Annotated in this window: 20 protein-coding genes; 3 read left to right on the forward strand and 17 right to left on the reverse strand. The window is 48.7% G+C overall.

The window, feature by feature from the left end; all coding sequences use genetic code 11:
• Positions 1-39 precede the first annotated feature (39 nt).
• Positions 40-1,029, reverse strand: a complete 990-nt coding sequence (locus SD71_RS03265) for a hypothetical protein (RefSeq protein ID WP_041059349.1) — start codon at positions 1,027-1,029, stop codon at positions 40-42.
• 106 nt (positions 1,030-1,135) lie between these two features.
• A complete protein-coding gene (locus SD71_RS03270) occupies positions 1,136-2,941 on the reverse strand; it encodes a carbon starvation CstA family protein (RefSeq protein ID WP_041059352.1) in 1,806 nt (601 codons plus the stop codon).
• 374 nt (positions 2,942-3,315) lie between these two features.
• On the opposite strand from SD71_RS03270, the gene SD71_RS03275 reads away from it, so the two are divergent.
• From SD71_RS03275 to SD71_RS03285, 3 genes are all read left to right on the forward strand, one after another.
• Positions 3,316-3,582 carry a CD3324 family protein gene (locus tag SD71_RS03275; protein WP_041059355.1) on the forward strand — a complete coding sequence of 89 codons (267 nt, stop codon included), beginning with the start codon at positions 3,316-3,318 and terminating at the stop codon, positions 3,580-3,582.
• A 134-nt stretch (positions 3,583-3,716) separates the two neighbouring features.
• Positions 3,717-5,102, forward strand: coding sequence for an SEC-C metal-binding domain-containing protein (locus SD71_RS21885; RefSeq protein ID WP_052475885.1), 1,386 nt, complete (start codon positions 3,717-3,719; stop codon positions 5,100-5,102).
• A gap of 208 nt (positions 5,103-5,310) precedes the next feature.
• A complete protein-coding gene (locus tag SD71_RS03285) occupies positions 5,311-5,916 on the forward strand; it encodes a hypothetical protein (RefSeq protein WP_052475886.1) in 606 nt (201 codons plus the stop codon).
• A 14-nt stretch (positions 5,917-5,930) separates the two neighbouring features.
• Here the strand turns inward: SD71_RS03285 and msrA are convergent, their stop codons facing one another.
• The 15 genes from msrA to SD71_RS03360 form a co-directional block, all read right to left on the reverse strand.
• Positions 5,931-6,590, reverse strand: coding sequence for a peptide-methionine (S)-S-oxide reductase MsrA (gene msrA / locus SD71_RS03290; protein ID WP_041059359.1), 660 nt, complete (start codon positions 6,588-6,590; stop codon positions 5,931-5,933).
• A gap of 36 nt (positions 6,591-6,626) precedes the next feature.
• Positions 6,627-7,166 carry a hypothetical protein gene (locus tag SD71_RS03295; protein ID WP_041059363.1) on the reverse strand — a complete coding sequence of 180 codons (540 nt, stop codon included), beginning with the start codon at positions 7,164-7,166 and terminating at the stop codon, positions 6,627-6,629.
• Between the two features lie 139 nt (positions 7,167-7,305).
• Positions 7,306-9,216: an amidase family protein gene (locus SD71_RS03300; RefSeq protein WP_041059367.1), complete on the reverse strand. Its 1,911-nt coding sequence runs from the start codon at positions 9,214-9,216 to the stop codon at positions 7,306-7,308.
• Positions 9,217-9,455: 239 nt separating this feature from the next.
• On the reverse strand, positions 9,456-9,773 hold the full coding sequence (locus SD71_RS03305) for a hypothetical protein (RefSeq protein ID WP_041059370.1): 318 nt from the start codon (positions 9,771-9,773) through the stop codon (positions 9,456-9,458).
• Positions 9,774-9,894: 121 nt separating this feature from the next.
• Positions 9,895-10,149: an HPr family phosphocarrier protein gene (locus tag SD71_RS03310; RefSeq protein WP_041059373.1), complete on the reverse strand. Its 255-nt coding sequence runs from the start codon at positions 10,147-10,149 to the stop codon at positions 9,895-9,897.
• Between the two features lie 10 nt (positions 10,150-10,159).
• Positions 10,160-10,555 (reverse strand): dihydroxyacetone kinase phosphoryl donor subunit DhaM, encoded by a 396-nt coding sequence (gene dhaM, locus SD71_RS03315; RefSeq protein WP_041059375.1) that lies wholly within the window; start codon positions 10,553-10,555, stop codon positions 10,160-10,162.
• Positions 10,552-11,184, reverse strand: a complete 633-nt coding sequence (gene dhaL / locus SD71_RS03320; RefSeq protein WP_041059377.1) for a dihydroxyacetone kinase subunit DhaL — start codon at positions 11,182-11,184, stop codon at positions 10,552-10,554. Before dhaL ends, dhaM begins: the two co-directional genes overlap by 4 nt.
• 6 nt (positions 11,185-11,190) lie before the next feature.
• Entirely contained in the window at positions 11,191-12,183 is a 993-nt protein-coding gene (gene dhaK / locus SD71_RS03325) for a dihydroxyacetone kinase subunit DhaK (RefSeq protein WP_041059380.1), read from the reverse strand.
• 17 nt (positions 12,184-12,200) lie between these two features.
• Positions 12,201-13,862, reverse strand: coding sequence for a phosphoenolpyruvate--protein phosphotransferase (gene ptsP, locus SD71_RS03330; RefSeq protein WP_041059382.1), 1,662 nt, complete (start codon positions 13,860-13,862; stop codon positions 12,201-12,203).
• A 15-nt stretch (positions 13,863-13,877) separates the two neighbouring features.
• Entirely contained in the window at positions 13,878-14,417 is a 540-nt protein-coding gene (locus SD71_RS03335) for a glycerol-3-phosphate responsive antiterminator (RefSeq protein WP_041059384.1), read from the reverse strand.
• A 25-nt stretch (positions 14,418-14,442) separates the two neighbouring features.
• On the reverse strand, positions 14,443-16,104 hold the full coding sequence (locus SD71_RS03340; protein WP_041059387.1) for a glycerol-3-phosphate dehydrogenase/oxidase: 1,662 nt from the start codon (positions 16,102-16,104) through the stop codon (positions 14,443-14,445).
• 84 nt (positions 16,105-16,188) lie between these two features.
• Positions 16,189-17,691, reverse strand: a complete 1,503-nt coding sequence (gene glpK / locus SD71_RS03345) for a glycerol kinase GlpK (RefSeq protein WP_041059389.1) — start codon at positions 17,689-17,691, stop codon at positions 16,189-16,191.
• Positions 17,692-17,746: 55 nt separating this feature from the next.
• Positions 17,747-18,451, reverse strand: coding sequence for an MIP/aquaporin family protein (locus SD71_RS03350; RefSeq protein WP_041059391.1), 705 nt, complete (start codon positions 18,449-18,451; stop codon positions 17,747-17,749).
• A 445-nt stretch (positions 18,452-18,896) separates the two neighbouring features.
• Positions 18,897-19,574 (reverse strand): hypothetical protein, encoded by a 678-nt coding sequence (locus SD71_RS03355; protein WP_152619317.1) that lies wholly within the window; start codon positions 19,572-19,574, stop codon positions 18,897-18,899.
• A 113-nt stretch (positions 19,575-19,687) separates the two neighbouring features.
• The gene (locus tag SD71_RS03360; RefSeq protein ID WP_041059396.1) at positions 19,688-20,167 is read right to left on the reverse strand and encodes a hypothetical protein; all 480 of its coding nucleotides are present in this window, start codon (positions 20,165-20,167) and stop codon (positions 19,688-19,690) included.
• Between the last annotated feature and the right edge of the window lie 8 nt (positions 20,168-20,175).

The following is a 20,175-nucleotide window of genomic DNA, read 5'->3' on the forward strand; positions in this document are numbered from 1 at the left end:
ATTCATTTGGAAACACTCCTTCTCATTTTTGAGTTTGTTTTAATCATCAAAATGTTGAGAGAAGAAGTGTGCCATTGGAGGATGTTCCGGTGGAGGCTGACACCACTGGTCGAACCCCAGCAGATAGCCGCTGAAGATTTTTCGTGCCGAGTCATTCGGATTGCCGTCTGCTGATGTGTCCGCCAACGCCATCCACCCGCCGGCCGGCGATGCTGAACCGGATCCGGCAGGTTGTCCGCCGCCGGCTCCGGATGCCAGTGTGACCTGTGAAGCATTAATTGCTTGTTCCGGAAATGGCATCGGCCTTTTAGACGCTGGATTTATCGGACTGTCTTGCGATTGTGTTCGTTTATGCGAAGCTCCGCTGTAATTCTTCGTTGCCGAAGCAATACCGATAACAACCGTTTCCTTCTGCACCGAACCTGCCTGCGCATTGGACAAATCCTCATCGGACAACACCGTCTCCGGCAGATCTACATTCGAGTTTTCATCCTTGGGCAAATCTATTTCCGCCAACACTTCTTCGGGATCCGGCATGTCATCAACCAGCGGCTTCGTTACCGTGGCCGGTTCCACTGCCGTATCCCGGATCGAGCGGATCGGCTTACTTACGTCCTTTGGGTCAACCTTAATGGCGGGTGCCTCTAACTTTCCCGCCGCTGTTTCCACCGTCAGCGGCGGCACCTCTGCAACTGGCTGCGAGGCAACCGGATCCACTATTCTATCAATCGTATTGTCTACAATTCCGGTAGTTTCCGGTACGCTTTGCTCAGAAATAACGGAATCTGCGGGATTCGTCAGTTCTGTGCTATTCGCCAGCTTGTCGACGGTCTCTCCGGATGCGATCTGATCCATACCGCCTTCGATCGGGTTAAGTACTTGCTGCGATCCGTTCGGTACCGCTGCCTCTTGCAGCATTGCGGATACTTTCGGCGGCTGGATAACAAGGATAAGCATTCCAAACAAAGCCATCAGAATGATGACCAACGTCATTTGTATCCAATCACGGCCTCTTACGCCTTTACACATTTGAATTTCACCTCCTTTCGGAGAACCGATTGGAGTCGGTTAGTAATCGCCTGCTATCCGCCCTTAAACTATCAGCAGTTATTAAACGCTTTCTGCAATATTTGAATCACAATGCCCTGCTCGAACTGACCGCCGGATCCAATGGCAATTCAGGCCGCTTCCACAACCGTACCCATTTGCCGATGGCGGTGACAATAATAACGACCCCGAGTACCATCATGATTAAGGACAACACCGCATTCAGAACACTGTGTCCCGGGCCGGGACCAAGATAAACCTTCGTAACCATCCAATATGCTGCATACGTTACGGTTGCATACAGATAAACGAGCGGTACGAGACAAGTCAATGCATAGATACGCTTGTTTGCGAACTTCAGGATGACTGTGGTGCCTATGATTAACCCTATGGCTGCCATCAACTGATTAGATACACCGAAAAGAACCCAAATGGAGCTGATATCTCCGGAATACAGCAAGTAGCCCCACAGGAAACAAGCCAACGCGCTGGAGAAGATGACGCCTGGCGTCCAATCAGTCCTTCGGAGCGGCGAAATGAACGTGCCCAGAAAATCTTGAATGATATAACGGGAAACCCGTGTTCCGGCATCGATTGCGGTCAAAATGAACACCGCCTCAAACATGATGACAAATTGGAAAAAGTAAGCTGCCATGTGATCAAACCAAGGAATGCTTCTAAAAACATCGGTCATCCCTACAGCCAGACTGACAGCTCCACCCGTCCTTCCTTCCAGTCCTAAGCCGATCTCCTGACTTAATTGCGGCAGGTGTTGAACGGTCATGCCGAGCGCTTGGAACTTTTCGGGCGATGTATTAATGGCAAAATAATCGGCTGGATGAAGCACTGTTGCCGCGATCAGCGCCATAACCGCAACCATGCTCTCTACGAGCATTGCGCCAAAGCCAACCATTTTGATATCCTTCCAACGGTTGAGCATTTTCGGTGTGGTGCCGGAACCGATAAACGCATGAAAGCCGGAAATCGCTCCGCAGGCGATCGTAATCGATACAAAAGGCCACACAGGTCCGGCGATAATGGGCCCGCCTCCGTTTATGAAATCAGTGAAAGCCGGGAACTGAATAGCCGGATTCACGATAAATACACCTGCAATTAACGCGACGAATACACCTATTTTCATAAAACTGCTCAAGTAGTCGCGCGGCGCAAGCAGCAGCCATACCGGCAGCGCGGCCGCAAAGAAAGCATAAACGGGAAGAATCCAAGACAACGTCTTAATATCCAATGTGAGCATCTGACCGAGCGCCGTGTCCTGAATGTAAGGTCCGGCAATCACGGCTCCCATGACCAGAATAATCCCGAAAATAGACGCCTTTTTCAGATCGCCGGTCTTTCTTTGATATAGACCCACTGCCATCGCAATCGGTATGGTCATTCCAACAGCGAAGGTTCCCCATGGATTTTTCTCCAATGCGTGAAGCACGACCATGGATAGACCGGCCATCGTGATCGTAATGATGAACAGCATAGCCAGGCCTGTACAGAAACCTGCGACCGGTCCCAATTCTTTCTTGGCCACTTCGGAAAGTGACTTCCCTTCCTGTCGCATCGAGGCGAACAGGACCACCATGTCATGCACGGCACCACCCAAGACGGCACCGATCAAGATCCATAGAAGACCGGGCAGATACCCGAACTGCGCTGCAAGCACGGGTCCGACCAGAGGTCCCGCCGCCGCTATGGCCGCAAAATGATGTCCGAACACGACCCAGCGGTTCGTTGGGACATAATCCTTGCCATCCTCCAAAGTGTGGGCCGGTGTGGGCTTGGAGTCTTCAATACGAAGTACTTTTACAGCCATGAATGTCCCGTATAGACGATAGGCTATTGCTAGAATACACGCTGATGCTATGACGATTGTAATCGCATTCATATTTATAGAAAACCTCCCTTTTTCATCTTGTGTACACGAAATGTCGATTCATGAAACCTGGTAAAGTTCGATTATAATCGTTTTTTCACTTTTACCTTCCATAGATTGGATGTAAAATAAAGTTGTCGGGCCGGCCGACGATTTCCTAGGAAAGGAGATGATCAAGTTGATCAATCATATGGAGGTGCTCTCCGTCTAGTCGGGGAGGGCCAATATAGGGGGAGGCCGAGAGGCCTCCCTTTTTTAAAACCGTTGATACTGCACGGTTTTTTCGCATTTATAAACGAGCCGAGAGGAGGCAGGATAAACGATGAACATGACATTCACAACAAGTCATCTTAAGAGAAATAACCTGTTCCAGGAGGACGTTTATCGTGAATTACAAGAATGGAAGAGATGTGCTTCCCCCTAATTTACTGTCGGAGCTTCAGAAGTACATCCAAGGTGAAGTCATCTATATCCCCAAGCCGGCGCAGCAGCGAGCGAGCTGGGGCGAAAGAAGCGGCGCAAGACAGCAGCTTTCCGAACGAAACGAGGAAATTGCGCGCTGCTATACGAACGGCTGGTCCATTGCGGACTTGGAACAAAAGTATCATTTGTCGGGTGAAAGCATCCGTAAAATTATCGTCAAGTCACGATAGCATACATGAAAGCCCCTGGCCCATGCGGGTCAGGGCTTTTTGTCTGGGACTAAGTGCCAATGGGGCCGTCTTGTCAAGCTTGTCGTTTCTTGTTACCTTGTATGTAAATAAGTTGTGAAATACGGAGGGTCTACATGCAAAAGTTAGGGAGAAACGACCCCTGTCATTGCGGCAGCGGGAACAAGTACAAGCGCTGCTGCCTTCAAAAAGACGAAGCAAGCCATGTGACAAGAATTATCTCGAAGCCGGATCCGTCGCATATTTCCATCCCGCGCCTCATCAATGAAGAATTAGTGTGGGGGAATGAGCTTTACAGGTTAATTGCCGTGCACTTATTTAACAATACGGAAGGGTTATATCCACCAGTCGAAATAGATCTGGCGATTAGGCTCTGGAACGATTACTCCAGCTCCGAAACTCCCGTAACGAAAAAAGCGGGTGTTTTCCCCGCTGCCTTAGAGTATTGCCTTTGCCTAATTTATGGACATGAAGTGACCCAGTCTCAATTGGCCGAAAAATACAACGTATCGGTGGCAACCATCTCACAACGCACCCATGACATTATGGACTTCGCGGATTGCACCCTGCCTCATTTGGACAATGCTCTTGATCCCTTGAGTGATCATGCGCACCCTGTAAGCAGACTGGGTATGGAGCAAGCCATGCAACAAATAGGCTCTTTGCTTGAAGATCAGAATTTTGACTCCATAGATGAAATGAACAACTTCCTGAATAATCAGTTGCGCGGACAAGCGCAGAAACCACTCCCTAAGAAGCCGCCCTCTAAGAAAAGTCAGGCAGAGGAGCTTTTATACTCCGCATGGGACGAGCCAAATCCCAAGAAACGTGTCGAAATGGCCAACGCAGCTCTTCAGCTTTATACGGACAGCGCAGATGCATACAACATTCTTGCCGAGAACGCCGCGACCAATCTCAAAGAGACCGCGTTTTACTATAAACAGGGGATGTTAGCCGGCGAGCGTGATTTGGGGGAGGCTTGTTTCAAGGAGAATCGCGGACATTTCTGGGGTTATGTTCCCACTCGTCCCTACATGAGAGCCAAAAAAGGTTATGCCGAAACATGCTCGCTTATGGAAAATAATTCTGAAGCCATCAAGCATTATGTTGAACTTCTGGAGTTAAATCCGAACGATAATCAAGGCGTGCGTGAGTTGTTGTTGATCGCATACCTCGAGCTTGAAGAATGGAAAAAGGGTGCTGCCTTAATTAAACAGTACGACGAAGACGCAACAGCGAGTTTTAACTATAACCGACTACTGATCGAGTATGGCCTTCACGGTCTCTCGGATAAGCTCGATTCATACCTGAAAAAGGCGGCTAAGCAGAATCCTTTTGTGCTGAAATATCTTTTAGGCATGAAAAAGATTCCCCGCCAAATGCCCGAATACATCGGATATGGCGATGACAGGGAAGCTGTTGTATACGCGAAAACCCATTATCACATTTGGCAGAGCAAGCCGGAGATGATGCGGTGGCTGGCTTCCCGCCGTTCAATTTAAGAGCAGTACGACGAAACACTTAAAGGTTTGAAGGATCGCTAATTTTAAATGCCTACACAATTAGCACTTCCGCTTAGGAGGTGCTTTTTTATCGTGAATAATGTTGTTTATCTCCTTAAATAATTAAGGGAGGTTTATTTCATCACAATAAGTTTAATGCTTTTTAAAATGATGATCTTATCGCCATTGGGCGAAGGGAGGGGTGTTCATGAATCCGCAAAAACGGACAGATCGAGCGAACGATGTTTTCGAGCTTGCCTTGTACATACTGGCCGCCGTTTGCTTCATTTATTTTTGGGCGCGGGGGATTCATTTCAAAATGCTCCAACCCGTTCTGATTGTGGTTGTTTTGACGCTCATTCGGCTTACTGTGAGATGGACGAGGACTGAACTCTTTCCCGCCTTGCGGTTTTCAATTCTGTTCTTCATCACGTTGACGATGTTTATTGCGAACTTGTTCGGGTTTTACGGCGTGATCCCCTATCTGGATAAAGTCGAGCATCTATTGTCGGGAATCATCCTGTGCTTTGTCGGTTTGCTGATCTATAAAAAAACGACGGAAAAAGATGGCGTTAACCGGCCGAGCTCCGGGGCTGCCGTTTGGTTCGCTCTGTTTTTCGCCGCCGCGATGGCCGGTTGCTGGGAAATCTACGAGTTCACTACGGACCGCATATTCGGACTCCATTCTCAAAATGACAGCCTTGTCGACACCATGGCGGACATCATCTGCGGGGATATTGGCGCCGCTGCCACCGCCGTGTATCTCTTCCGCAAAGCCAAACGGAAGCAAATGCCCCTAATCGATGTGAAATAGAAAACCACAAAAGCCTACCATCGAATTTGCTTGATGAGATTAACCATCATTTCACGATTGTGTAAACTTGTCGGCCATTGGTTAATTTCATTCTTGATCTGTTCCAAGTTTGTATATCCCTTCGCCAAACCGTTCAAACGTGAGGCTAAAGTGGAATTCGTCAGACCTTCTTCAGAAGGATACAGGGTACTTATCTTTTCGATCGCGTTCGGATACCTTTTCAAGTAATGCTTCTGGTGTCGATCTTCTGCCAAGTAAAATCCCGAATAAGGCTCAACGCGCGTTTCAAGCTTCCCCTTTTCTTGTTCTTGCCGCTGCTTCACCTGTTGTATGGGCTCATTTTGATTTTTATCGCGATATAATATTAGGGACATATACTGCTTTCCTTTATAACCATTAATATTAATCGGATTGTGGTTGCTCCAAAAAACATTCAAAATCTCTTTCAACGATATCATTGAAGGATCATAATCGATCTCAACAGTCTCGGAATGATCCCCCATGTCACGGTAAGTTGGATTTGCTGCTGTTCCTCCGGCATAACCGACACGCGTTCTCACTACACCAGGCAAATGACCGAACAAGGCATCAGGACTCCAAAAGCAGCCCATACCCAGCGTTACAGTTTGGAAGTTCTGCGTAAAAGAAGGCTCGATTGTAATACCATTGTTCATCCTGTTCACCTGCCTCTTCGCGATAGATCGTTACACTTAATTATTAGGTTCATAAGCGATTGAAATTAACCCTGAACCTTCTCTTCTTTGTATAAAAAAATTAATCTTCGAACCCGATGGCAGTTCTGCTGCAAACCCCTTATTTTCAGTCCCATCATTATCACTAAGTTCAGTATATTTATATTCTTGAATGATCCCTTTACTTTTCAGCGTCCTTAACTCTTCCTGATAGAAGGATTTAAACTCACTAACATTCACATAGGTTGAATAAAATAGAGAGCAGCCATCTGATTTTCCTTTAAATACGGTTCTTTCAGGAAGAGGAATAGATATGTTTTTCAGTTCTTCTACATATTCACATTCAAATACTTTACTTGGGAACAAATAGCTTTTCACATAGTCATTGAATTCTAAATTCCAAAAATAAAATTGAAATAAAATAAAAATGGGAATCGAAAAAATAAAGAAATTTTTAGCGGCTGTTTTACTTTTTTTAAAGATGATCACTGCACCGAGAATAATCAGACCAATGATCATAACGATCGTATAAGGTATATAAAGTATATTCCCAGCCAAACAATCACCCTTTTGAAAAAATATTAATTGGTAAATTCTTATAGTTTTAGTTTAACATATGTTGCATTCGCTGCTGCAGCTGTCGTTATAAAAATAAAACCGTCCGCACCTCCAAGAGGCAGCCGGACGGTTTTCATCGTTATGGCGTTGACGTTGGCGGAACGCGGTGCAACGTCGCTTGTTCGTATGCATATGCATATTGGATCAAAATACCTTCGTCAAACGGGCGGCCGAGCATTTGCAATCCTGCAGGATATTTGTCGTAGCTAAATCCCATAGGCACCGTTAAAGCAGGAAATCCCAGCGGCGGGCTCATCAAGCCGCTGTTGTTGCCGTGCGGGCTTTCCAAGTCCCCGATCAGCCGCGGCGGATTGCTCCAACTCGGATAAACGATAACATCAATGTCGTAATCCGCCATAGCTTTCAGTACAGCTTCACGGTATCTGTCGCGATAGAATTCACCCTTTAGATAGGCAGGATCATCCATGGGAGCGACGTCAACTTTTTGAGCCGCCAACATGCGGTCTTTAATAGAAGGATCAAATTTGCCCGACGCGATAATATCATCCAGCGTTTTCATCTTAGCTCCAGTCCCCAGAGACTTCAAATATTCATTCAGCTCGTATTCGAAGGGATTTCCTCCGCTCGCCTTGCTGCGGATTTCGGTATGATTCGGAATAACGAAAGGATCGACAATGATTGCACCTTGTTTGCGCAAATCTTCGATTGCCTGCTCCATCAACTTTTTAATTTCCGGGTCTGTCGTAGGCGTTTCGAAGAATTCCCTTAGGACACCGATTCTCGCTCCCTTTAACCCATCTTTTTTCAAAAAGCTCATGTAGCTTTCCGGCATATTCCCAATGCTGGCAGCGGTCACGGGATCTTTCGGATCATAACCGGCAATGGCGTCCAAAATAATCGTCGCATCCGTCACCGTTCTTGCTATCGGACCGCCGATGTCCCGCCCCAGGTTGAGCGGCACGATTCCGTCCCGGCTTGTAAGGCCGATCGTCGACCGGATCCCTACGAGGGAGTTATGGGAAGACGGACCGCGAATCGAGTTGCCCGTATCCGTTCCAAGACCGGCGGCTCCTAAGTTGGCAGCTACCGAAGCCGCTGTGCCTCCGCTGGAACCTGCCGGCACTCGGTCTAACGCATAGGGATTGCGGGTCGTACCTTCGATTGAACTTACGGTTTCATATGGACTGAACGCGAATTCGGCCATATTCGATTTCGCGAGCACAATCGCTCCCGCTTCGCGAAGCTTCTTGACTTGGAAGGCATCATCTGGCGGAATCGATCCTGCGAGGGACGCGGACCCCGCGGTGGTTGGCAAATCGAACGTGTCGTAGTTGTCTTTTACGATGATTGGGATGCCATGAAGCGGACCCCTGGGGCCTTTTTCGGCCCGTTCTTTATCGAGTGAATCAGCAGTTTCCAAGGCCTTAGGGTTGACTGTAATTATCGCTTTTAGTGACGGTCCATGGTCGTCATATTTTTCAATCCTATCCAGGTAAATTTGCACAAGTTCCCGAGAAGTAATTTTCCCCGACTGCAAAGCTTTCTGCATATCCGAGATCGTCGCTTCGATCAATTTGAACGGTTTTATCCGGTCGTACAGGCGAATCATCAACACCGCAGCTTGCTCGGTGTTTATTGTATTTCCATAACCGAATTTATCTTTGGATATGCCTGACATCATGCCTGCTTTGACCAAAGCACCGATCGCCGCAGCATACTTGCTGTTCGACGGAACATCTTTGAACTTTATCGTCGCTTTTGGCAGCTTCAACGCTGTATATAAATACAGGGCCGCATCTTCCCTCTTGAGTGCTTGATCACCATTCTTCGCAAGGTTTGGAGCAGCGGCTCCCGCTTTTGAATATGTATCGGTCAGCATTCGTAAGAATTCCGCAGAAGTGATTTGCTTTTTGCCTGGGGTTTGCTGCCGCCCCGCATCGTTCGCTGGTGAGGCATAAGCCGGTACGAAAGTTGCGAGTAGAAGCAAGGCTGATAACACTGAAAGAAGTCCTTTTCTCCATTTGATCATGTTGTAGCTCCTCTCCGTATTTAAAAAACAATGAATTAATGTAATATTACCTTACAACCTCCTATAAAAGATGTTTATTTAGTATTAATGTTATTAAAACTAACATCTAGATGAGTTAAAGTAAAGTCATATTTAAGATTATCTTAAATTTATGTAAGGTAATATTACATATATCATAGAAAAAGCCACATTGGATGCCATTGGCAACCACTGCGGCTGGTGCTCTTTGTATAATCTTCTCAGTATTTTTTGCCTGCAATGTTATTCCACAATTGAGTAGCTACGCTTGGACCATATTCTTGAGGATAGAGCAAAACGGTAAGCACCAATGTCAGTAGTATAATCATGATCCACATTCCAGCTGCACGAGCATAATTCAATCGATGGGCAAAGATTATTCCCATGGTTGTGATGGTCGTATTTACAACGAAAATAGACGGTAGCGCAAAGATTCTAGCTATTCCTGTGTTTGGGAAATGTTTAATTAAAAAGAAATATAAAATGCAGCTTGGTATAACAGCACCTAGTACTTTCAAAAGGTTGATACCGGTTTTCATCTTCAGTGTCCTTTCTCAAACGCACCTGTTTAGCCAGCGCTGTTTTTATTCGTTAGAATAAGTCATTTTCCTCTTATGCAGCATATGAGTTGATAGCAAAAAAAACACTGACCTTGTTTGGTCAGTGTTCCAGGAAACGCTCAATCGCGGCCGCCGCTTGCTGAGCGTCGTGGCCGTCAATGACCACCTTTACCCGCTCACCCTGTTTCAATGAAAGCTTCATTAATTGAATGATGCTTTTGCCGTCAATATGTCTGTCTTTATAGACGAAGACGATGCTGCTCTCATATGCTTTCAGTTGTTTTACCAGATTGCCGGCCGGCCTTGCATGCAAACCGTCCGCTCTGTTCACGATCAAATCCTTCTCTACTTTCATCCTTTATCCCTCAGATCATCTTTTCCTGACACCTGGCTGCTTGGGCTGCCTGCCATACTTCATCCAAGCTGCCGCCGCACCCGGATTCGATGACAGCCGCATAAGCGCCTTCCACCAGCGGTGCATCCGCGATTTTCACTTGCCGCTGATCCCCTAACCATTCAAGAGCGAGTTCGGCATTCATGCAGGCGCTGCCTAAATCGAATAACAGAATTGCACCTTTTTCCGACCGCACGGTTTCAACAGCTGCTTTTATTTTGATTGCGCTAGTACCGATTTCGTTATCTTCAGCGCCTCCGGCAATGGCAACCGGCACTTCCGGCTCTATTTGCGAAATAAGTTTTTGTAATCCATACACCAGGTCAACGCTGTGCGACACCAGCACCAGCCCGACATAGCGGCTCATACCGCCCGATTCCCATCCGCAAGAGTTTGAAATAAAGCTTCGAATAAATACGCGGACGAAACGGCGCCGGGATCGAGATGGCCGATGGAACGTTCGCCCAGATAGGAAGCACGGCCTTTGGTCGCCTTTAAGTCTTTGGTTTTCTCAGCGTGTTCCCAACAATGATCGATGGCTTTTGCCCAATCCGTGTTTTCTCCGTTTTCCGTCAAATAAGAAGCGACGGGCGCCCACACATCAAGCACGGTTTTGTTCCCTTCCTCCGACTTTCCGAGCGACTTAATCGCCGCAATGCCTTGGTGGAGAAACTGTGAGAACTCAGCAATAGTAATCTCCTGCCGTCCTTTTAACGCAGCCCCGCCTTTAACGAAAGCAATGCCATAGATGGGGCCTGAGGCGCCGCCCACCTTTTGAATTAAAGTGCTGCCGACTGCGTTAAACAATTGACCGACATCATCGTATTCGGTTGATTGAATCCTGCTCGTCACTTCCTGAAATCCGCGGGACAAATTGATCCCGTGATCTCCGTCTCCAATGGCCTGATCCAATTCGGTCAAATAACTTTTTTGCTGCAGAATGCGTTGAGACGCCGTTTCGAGCCATAAGACAAGCTGCTTGATTGTAATAGCCATCTTCGCCTATTTCCAACCTAATGTGTCAGCATCGGCATCCAGCAGCTCAGCCAGTTCTTCGTCCAGCCGAAGTACGGAAATCGAACATCCGGCCATTTCCAAAGAAGTCATATATTCGCCGACATACGTTTTATGGACCTGAATTCCTCTACTCTTGAGCGTCTGCCCTACCGTTTTGTTCAGCACATACAGTTCCATTTGCGGCGTGGCGCCCAGGCTGTTGATCATGACAGCAACACGGTCCCCTTCTTGTAAGCCCATATCGTTTATAACAAGCGATAATAACTGCGAGGCGACGCTGTCGGCTTCAGCGATCTTGGCCCGGTGCGTTCCGGGCTCACCATGAATGCCCATCCCGATCTCCATCTCATCTTCCGGTATGGAGAATCCGGGTTTTCCCGCAGCCGGTACTGTGCATGACGTGAGCGCCATTCCCATACTTCTGACGTTTTCAATGACTTTTAGTGCTACCCGCTCCACATCCTGCAATGATGCGCCATTTTCAGCCTGTGCGCCTGCAATCTTATGGACGAACACCGTCCCGGCAATGCCTCGCCGGCCGGTTGTATACGTGCTGTTTTCCACCGCAACATCATCATTCACGATCACTTTGGTTACCTGTATACCTTCCGCCTCCGCCAACTCTGCGGCCATCTCGAAATTCATCACGTCGCCCGTATAGTTTTTAATAACCAACAGCACGCCTTCTCCGCTGTCAACCGCTTTGATCGCTGCGAGAACCTGATCGGGTGTCGGTGAAGTGAATACTTCCCCGCATACCGCGCCATCCAGCATGCCTTTGCCGACATAACCGGCATGGGCCGGCTCATGGCCGCTGCCGCCGCCGCTCACGAGCGCCACTTTCCCCCGAACCGGAGCATCCGCACGAATGAGCACGCTTGTATCCGGTACATTTTTCAATCTGTCAGGATGAGCAAGCACGACACCCTCAATCATGTCACGCACTACTTGCTCGGGATGATTAATCAGTTTCTTCATCTTAAACGCCTCCTCATTTAGGCTAAAGCGCCATTTGCGAGTACCTGCGCTGCAATTCGCTGACATTCATCAAAGGTTGTTTGGCTCAAGGCCTCCTTTATCGCAGAGGACCTTGCAGCGCTGATACTCAATTTGGTAATGCCCAAGCCGGCAAAAAAAGTCGTAAATCTCGGATTTCCCGCCATTTCTCCGCACACACTTACCGGTACTTGATAGTCCCGGCCTGCAGACGCTACTCTCGCAATTAACTGCAGGACAGCCGGATGATCCTCGCAATATAAATGAGCAACGAGCGGATTCGTGCGGTCAACGCCCAGCGTGTATTGTGTTAAATCATTGGTGCCTATACTCACAAAGTCGCAGTGCCCGATGAGAGACTCAATTTGAATGGCGGCGCTTGGAAGCTCCACCATAATTCCGACCGGGATATCGGAACGATAAGGATGTCCCTCCAGCTCAAGTTCGCGAATGACATCGTCAAGCAAGCTTTTCGCTCGTACGACTTCTTGAAGCTCACAAATAAAAGGGAACATAATTTCCATGCGCCCATAAGGGCTGGCTCTCATCAACGCCCTTAAGTGAGTGCGAAAAACGTCAGCATAATAGAGAGAAAGACGGATCCCTCTGAGACCTAGATAGGGGTTCGTCTCGTCCCTCATCGTAAGCTGAGGAACGGGTTTATCGCCGCCGATGTCGAACGTACGGAAGGTCACCGGCTTTTGTCCTGCTGTCTGCAGCACTTGCTTAAAATATTCGAATTGGAAATCTTCGCTTGGTAAATCATTTCGCCCATAAAACAAGTACTCCGTGCGAAACAAGCCAATACCGTCGAGTTCATACGCTCCAATGTCGTGAGCATCATCCGCTTTGCTTGCATTAGCGAGCAGACTGAAAGGAGTGCCGTCGCGCATACATGCTTTTCTCGTTCGAAATAATTTCGCAGCATTCATTTTCCTGTTGTACGAGGCTGACTGTTCGTCCAACGATTGCCTGGTTTGGTCGTCCGGTTCAACGATCACAACGCCGCTTGCCCCGTCTACAATGATTTGGGCACCATGCTCAATTTTATGTATACCGTCTCCCAAACCTAACACGGCAGGTAAACCTAAGGAGCGGACTAGAATCGCCGCATGTCCGTTACTGCCTCCTTTGCCGGATACGACGGCAGCAACTTGCTTCTGCTGCAGGTATATAATATCGCTCGGATAAAGCTCGTCTGTCAGTAAGATGGTATCGGAAGGAAACTCCATCTGCTCCATACTGCCTTCTATTACGTTCAGCATGATCTGGGATAAATTCTGAAAGTCAGCGGATCTCTCCCGCATATACTCATCCGATAACTCTCCGAATTGGCTAGCAAGGTCTTGAAAGGCTTGCTCGATGCTGTCGTTAAGCGATAATCCTTTATTTTGTAAACCTTTAATCTGCTCAATCAAATATTCGTCTTCCAATATCAATTGATGCATCTCGAAAATCGATGCTTCGTCCCTGCCCATCGTATATTCCGTTTGCGCCGCCATGTGCCGCAGTTTTTGTTTTGTTTGTTCCAGTATGTCTTCCAGCTTGCGCGGCGGAAGCGATTCGTTGGAGGTCTTCGATGACAATCGACTGTTTCTTAAGAAGAAAGCCTTTCCCAGCACAATTCCGTGTGATATCCCTACTCCTTGAAAGGTCAGCATGTCCGTTCATCCGCCTTAGCGCCAGAGGTCGACTTTACTGGTAGATACGGCGACTGCCCCCGCATCGAAGATTGCCCGCATATTTTCATGGGTTTCAATAAAGCCGCCCATGATGACATCCAAGCCGGTCTCTTGCTTGATCTGCGTTATTTTAGGAAGAGAGAAGCTAGGCAGCAGCTCCAGATAATCCGGCTGCACCTGTAACGCGGTTCTGACGATCGTGTGGATGGAATGGGAATCGATTAAAAAGCCGCGCTGAATCGCACTGAGACCATATTTTTTAGCATGAAGCAAACTTGAGGTTCGGGTGCTGATCACACCGTCTATTTTGACCGCCTTGGCTAAAAAACGGATGGACGCCTCATCATCTTTGATTCCCTTTACCATGTCCAGGTGGAGATAGATTTTTTTATCGACCCTTTTAACGGCATCTACGATTCCCTGAAGTTGAATCAATTCCCCGTCGAGCAGAAAGATGACGTCCTGCGGACATTGCAGCGCGATATCAAACTCCTTAAATCCTCTCACTGCAGGGATAACCAGCTTGCTTCTCATACCAGACCTCCGGATTACGAATGCACTAGTGAAACGTCACCGCGCTATCATATTCAATGAAAAGCCGCTGCAGTTCATCTGATTTACGCTCCGACTCCCATTCCAATTTATTGGCGAGTTCATCTGCAACCATCGGGAGTACTTCCTCTATCCTCTGTCGATCGAACAGCAGCATGCCGGTTCGCCGAATGAGGAAGTCCGTCAAACTGACCGTCATTTCTTCCTGAATGCAATACTGGAGCTCAGCAAAAAGCAGCGCCGTGGCCGGATTCATCTCCGTACCCGTTTCCCTGAACGAGTGAGAAAGCTCCAATATCTTCTCAGAGTTGGTGCCGAAGCTTCTGACCAAATCGACTAACAATTGCCGGCTTAATTGCTGAGAATGTCTGGCAGCGAGCTGCTCGATATAGGCAGAGACAGATTCAGGTGACAAGAAATCCCCGCCCGATAATACGATGCGATCGGTATAGCACTTGTTCAATGAAATTTGCTCTTCTTGCTCTAATTGCTCAGCGACCATATTGACAACGCGTTCCGCCATCTTACGGTAACCTGTGAGTTTACCGCCGGCGATCGTAATGAGTCCGCTCGGAGACAGGAAAATTTCATCCTTGCGTGAGAGCTCGGACGGCGATTTGCCGTCTTCGTGAATCAACGGACGCAGTCCGGCCCAGCTGGAGCATATATCGTCCTGCGACAAATTCAGGGAGGGAAACATACGATTGACGGCGTTAATCAGATAGGCGGCATCCTCTCTCGTCACTCGCGGATGTTCGATAACGCTACGGTAGTCCGTATCTGTCGTGCCGAAATACGTGCATTTGCCTCGGGGTATGGCAAAAATCATGCGTCCGTCGGGAACATCGAAGTAAACGGACTGCTGAAGCGGAAATTTGTCATAAGGTACAACCAGATGTACTCCCTTGGTCAAATGCAGGCTTTTACCCCGTAAAGACCGATCCTTCTCGCGCAGTTCATCCGCCCAAGGTCCGGCAGCGTTGACCACTCTTTTGGCTGAAAGGTTAAACGTCTTTTGAGTCAGCAAGTCTCTGGCCTCAAACCCTGCGATTTTACCGTCCCGATACAGCAATTCGGCAGCTTCCGTGTAGTTCACGCACATCGCGCCATACTGCACCGCCGTTTTCATTACCTCGATGGTCAGCCTCGCGTCATCGGTGCGGTACTCAATATACAAGCCCCCGCCCTTCAGAATATCGGTGCGCAGCAGCGGCTCGGCTTCACCCGCCTGAGCTTGGCTCAACATGACCCGCCGTTCCTCCCGCTTCACACCTGCCAATATGTCATACAGCCATAAGCCGAAAGAGGTCGCCAGCTTCCCGTATGTTCCGCCGATGACTAACGGTAAGAGCATTTTCTCCGGAATGACCAAATGCGGCGCATTTCTATGCAGAATCGCCCGCTCGCGGCCGACTTCCCGTACAAGCTTCACTTCTCCCTGCTTCAAATAACGCAGTCCGCCGTGTATCAATTTCGTGGATCTGCTGCTTGTGCCGGCGCCGAAATCCTGTTTCTCCACAAGACCGACGCTCAACCCGCGCGATGCGGCATCGAGAGCGATGCCCGCGCCGGTAATTCCTCCTCCGATGACCAGCAAATCAAGAGTCTGCTCCGACATTTTCTCCAAATGGGATAACCTGTCGAACACCGAAAAAGGTAATCGATCCATGATGCTGCCCGCCTCCAGTATCCGGTGTAAAACAACATGCCGCAGATTGAAATTCAGGCATCTGCGGCATGTTTTCCCGTTTGGTTATTCTTCTTCGTTCTCCCAGTTCATCGTACGTTTAACAGCCTTTTTCCAGCCTCTGTATAACTTCTGACGCTCCGTATCCTCCATATGCGGTTCAAACATGGTGTTCTCGCCCGCTTTTTGAGCAATGTCGTTTTTGTTCCAAAAGCCGACGGCAATACCGGCCATGTAGGCGGCTCCGAGTGCAGTCGTCTCTGTAACGGAAGGGCGCTGCACGGCCACACCAAGAATGTCCGCTTGGAACTGCATCAACAGGTTATTCGCTGTAGCACCGCCGTCCACTCGCAGCGCCTGCAGCTTCAGTCCGGAATCGCTCTCCATAGCGCCGAGTACGTCTTTCGTCTGATACGCCAAAGAATCCAGCGTTGCGCGGATGAGGTGCGCTTTACTCGTGCCTCTAGTGAGACCGAAAATCGCACCTCGGGCATACATATCCCAATAGGGCGCGCCAAGGCCTGCAAAAGCCGGAACGACGTACACACCGTCCGTATCTTTAACTTTGCCCGCATAATATTCGGAGTCGCCGGCCGACTCGAACAGCTTCAATCCGTCACGCAGCCATTGGATCGCCGCGCCGGCGATAAAGATGCTGCCTTCAAGCGCGTATTCCACCTGGCCGTCCATGCCCCATGCAATGGTGGTTAACAATCCGGAATTCGACTGCACGGCTTTCGTGCCTGTGTTCATCAACATGAAACAGCCGGTGCCGTAAGTATTTTTGGCCATTCCCGATTCGAAGCACGTTTGCCCGAACAACGCCGCTTGCTGATCGCCGGCCACGCCTGCGATCGGGATTTCCGCGCCGCCAAAGGTTTGCGGGTCGGTAACACCGAATTCTCCTACAGACGGTCTGACTTCGGGCAGCAACGAAGCAGGAATGCCCAGCTCATCAAGCAGCTTGTTATCCCAACACAGCTCTTTGATATTGTAGAGCAGCGTGCGGGACGCATTGGAATAATCGGTGACATGGGCTTGCCCTCGGGTCAAATTCCAAATGAGCCAAGTATCCATTGTGCCGAACAGCAGCTCGCCGCGCTCCGCCTTCTCCCTGGCACCTTCGACATGATCCAGAAGCCACTTGATCTTCGTTCCGGAGAAGTAGGCATCGATTACAAGTCCGGTATTTTCACGAATATAAGATTCCAGTCCCCGAGCTTTCAGATCGTCACAAATGGCCGCTGTTCTTCTGTCCTGCCAGACGATAGCATTATGGATGGGCTTTCCGGTGTTTTTATCCCAGACGAGTGTGGTTTCCCTTTGGTTCGTGATCCCGATGGAGACGATTTCCTGTGGACGGACGCCGGTGGTCTCAAGCACTTCACGAGCGACACCGCTCTGGGTACCCCAAATTTCCATGGCGTCATGTTCAACCCAGCCAGGCTGAGGATAATATTGCGTAAATTCTTTTTGCGCCACTCCCGCGATATTCCCCTCACGGTCGAACAAAATGGCCCGGGAACTGGTTGTGCCTTGATCGAGCGCTAATACGTACTTCTTTTCCATTGCGATGACCTCCAACGTTTGATGTTTGTTTTATTGGCCGAATGGCTTGCTGATTCTAGAATAACCCCTGGTAAAATAGTGCGGCAAGAATGCCTCCGATGATTGGTCCGATGACCGGAATCGGTGCATATGCCCAGTCCGAAGATCCTTTGCCGGCAACCGGAAGCAAGAAATGCGCAATGCGGGGGCCGAGGTCACGTGCCGGGTTAATCGCATAGCCTGTCGTTCCGCCCAGTGACATACCGATCACGACGACGAGGAAACCGACGATTAACGGATTGACACCGTCCGCGAAATTATTCGCCCCGATCGCCATAATCCCCAGCACAAGAATAAAGGTTCCGATAATTTCACTGATCAGGTTCGCACCCGGGCTCCTAATTGCGGGACCTGTGCAAAATACAGCCAGCTTCAATCCCGGATCCGAAGTCGCTTTCCAGTGAGGCAGATAATGGAGCCACACGAGAACCCCGCCAATAAATGCACCGAGCATCTGCGCTCCGATATACCCAGGCACCTGACTCCAGGAAAAGTCCCCGGAAACCGCCAAAGCGAGCGTCACCGCAGGATTCAGATGCGCCCCGCTGAACTGGCCGACCGCGTACACCGCGACGGCGACCGCCAAGCCCCAGGCGAACGTTATGACAACCCAACCGCCGTTTTCCGCTTTCGAATGCCTTAACAAGGAACCTGCGACCACTCCATCGCCGAATAGAATCAAGATCGCCGTACCAATGATCTCCGCCACATAAGGTGACATACCATTAGCCTCCCATAACCATATTTACTTGCAGAAAAACTAAAAACAATTGATTGTAACCGCTTTCACCCCCCTGAAAAAAACACAGCCAAATATCGTGCTATTTGCTATACATAGCAGATAATGGCTGTTCTCATCCTCTCACAGCGCAAGAAAGCTATTTACTTGTTCGATTAAACTATATGTGTCCACCTAACGAATATTCTCAGAAATTTTTGCGTCAAAAAAAGCACCATGCACGCAGAAGAAAAGCTTTCTGCAACATGGTGCTTCGGTGCTCGGCGGATTACGGATGAATGCAAGCATAGAAGCGGATCTATATTGCCGATCTATTTGATTTTTCGAAGCTCGTCCAGCATGGCAGGGCGTTTAGCATACCGTTCTCCAAGCCGTTCAACCAGTTCTTGCGCAATTTCCGAGCCGCCCGCCTTGATGAGTTGTCGGATTATTTTGCAGACTTTTTGATATTCCGAGCGATTAGATGCGTCAGCCGCCTCCTTTTCCACAAGCTGTTCAAAAATGGCATATACCTCGTTAGGAAAATCAGCACCAAATGGGGATAATACTCACTGACTGAACGATGATGCTTTTGTACATATCGCAATAATCGGGCCGTTTCTTTTTCCTCAATAAGCAAATTGGTATACAAATCATGCGCGTGCCATCCACGGCCGCCTTTTTCCAGTTCTGTAAGAATCCGATCCCGCACAGCCGGCCACTCCTGAGTGTCATACAATTCCTGCAGCGACTGATAGTAGGAATACTCCCCGTCCAATGCCAGCTCTTCCGCCAACTGACGCTGCATGTCAATGCGGTAAGTTAATCTATATACCTCGTATCGAAGTTTCTTCCATTCATTTACGAGACCGGGAAAGCCGTTGCGAGTGTCCAGCCGTTCGCCTTCCTCAGTCAATTGAAGCGCTTCTTCATAACGTTGCTCAGCAAGAGCGTCAGATATTGCCACTCGTCGGAATTCCGGATATTTAAGATTCTTGGCTAAAAATTCGGCAGCGATGTCTGAGTCATCGAAGTTTTGAATGAGCCTGTATCTCAGCAAAGCAGCATGTTCCACAAAATAGGAGTGGTGCGAATCGGACTTCTTCTTGGACTCGAGTTCAGCCACACATTCTTCCCACATCCGTCGTGATTCCGCGCTATGCACTAACTCAGCCGCAATCTCAAAAATCGAGAGCAGCCATTCATCCCATCCTTCATAGCCAGCATATCGGGTTTCCTTCAGCAGTAAAGTGAGTAGCTGCTTCTTTTCTTTGTCTGATACGGGATTTGCCCGAACCGCTTCTTGTACTGTCGAGAGGCACTGTGCAATAAATCGCCGACATATCCGTTTGAATCATCCGAGCATTGAAGCAATCTCTCCATTTCATGAAGCACGCAAAAACTTATGTTTATTGTACGTAGCGCATTACCTTGATCCACCACTTGCAAGGCTTTCTGAAGGACCATTTCCGCTCCGGTTATTGCATAAGAGACATTTCGATACGATACGAAGCCGTGTCTGTCCGAACTTTGTTTTATATATGACCGAATAAGTGCTTTGGACTGTTTTAGCTCATCGGCACCAGTGGGCTGAATGAAATGCAAGGTCAAACGCTGCTCCACTTGTTCAAAATCACGCGCATAGAGCAGCAGCAAATCGATTAATTGCTGCTTATTCAATTGGGCCAATTGGTCGGCGAGATGTAACTGATCCTTCATTTGCGATA

Source organism: Cohnella kolymensis (assembly GCF_000829465.1).
Taxonomy (GTDB): Bacteria; Bacillota; Bacilli; order Paenibacillales; family Paenibacillaceae; genus Cohnella; species Cohnella kolymensis.